The sequence below is a fragment of the Streptomyces sp. XY431 genome (genome assembly GCF_001279805.1).
Taxonomy (GTDB): Bacteria; Actinomycetota; Actinomycetes; order Streptomycetales; family Streptomycetaceae; genus Kitasatospora; species Kitasatospora purpeofusca.
Window position 1 is genome coordinate 1 of sequence record NZ_LGDO01000244.1, and the last position, 853, is coordinate 853.

Sequence of the window (853 nt, forward strand, 5' to 3'; positions counted from 1 at the left end):
CAGCGGCTCCACCACGTCCCTTTGTCCGAAGACTCCGGGCCGGCTTCACGGCTTTAGCATCACCTGGTTCAGCGTTGGCGCTTCAAAGCGGGTACGGGAATATCAACCCGTTGTCCATCGACTACGCCTGTCGGCCTCGCCTTAGGTCCCGACTTACCCTGGGCAGATCAGCTTGACCCAGGAACCCTTGGTCAATCGGCGCAAGAGTTTCCCACTCTTGTATCGCTACTCATGCCTGCATTCTCACTCGTGTACCGTCCACGACTGGTTTCCACCGCCGCTTCACCCGGCACACGACGCTCCCCTACCCATCACAGCAGGCGTTGGCCCTATATGCTGCAATGACACGACTTCGGTGATGTGCTTGAGCCCCGCTACATTGTCGGCGCGGAATCACTTGACCAGTGAGCTATTACGCACTCTTTCAAGGGTGGCTGCTTCTAAGCCAACCTCCTGGTTGTCTCTGCGACTCCACATCCTTTCCCACTTAGCACACGCTTAGGGACCTTAGTCGGTGTTCTGGGCTGTTTCCCTCTCGACCATGGAGCTTATCCCCCACAGTCTCACTGCCACGCTCTCACTTACCGGCATTCGGAGTTTGGCTAAGGTCAGTAACCCGGTGAGGCCCATCGCCTATCCAGTGCTCTACCTCCGGCAAGAAACACGTGACGCTGCACCTAAATGCATTTCGGGGAGAACCAGCTATCACGGAGTTTGATTGGCCTTTCACCCCTAACCACAGGTCATCCCCCAGGTTTTCAACCCTGGTGGGTTCGGTCCTCCACGAAGTCTTACCTCCGCTTCAACCTGCCCATGGCTAGATCACTCCGCTTCGGGTCTTGGGCATGCAACT

The 853-nt window shown here is 57.0% G+C and carries 1 rRNA gene; it reads right to left on the reverse strand.

Features of this window, described 5'->3' with window-relative positions:
• Positions 1 to 853: ribosomal RNA gene (locus ADK60_RS22520) — 23S ribosomal RNA — on the reverse strand; the annotation flags it as partial.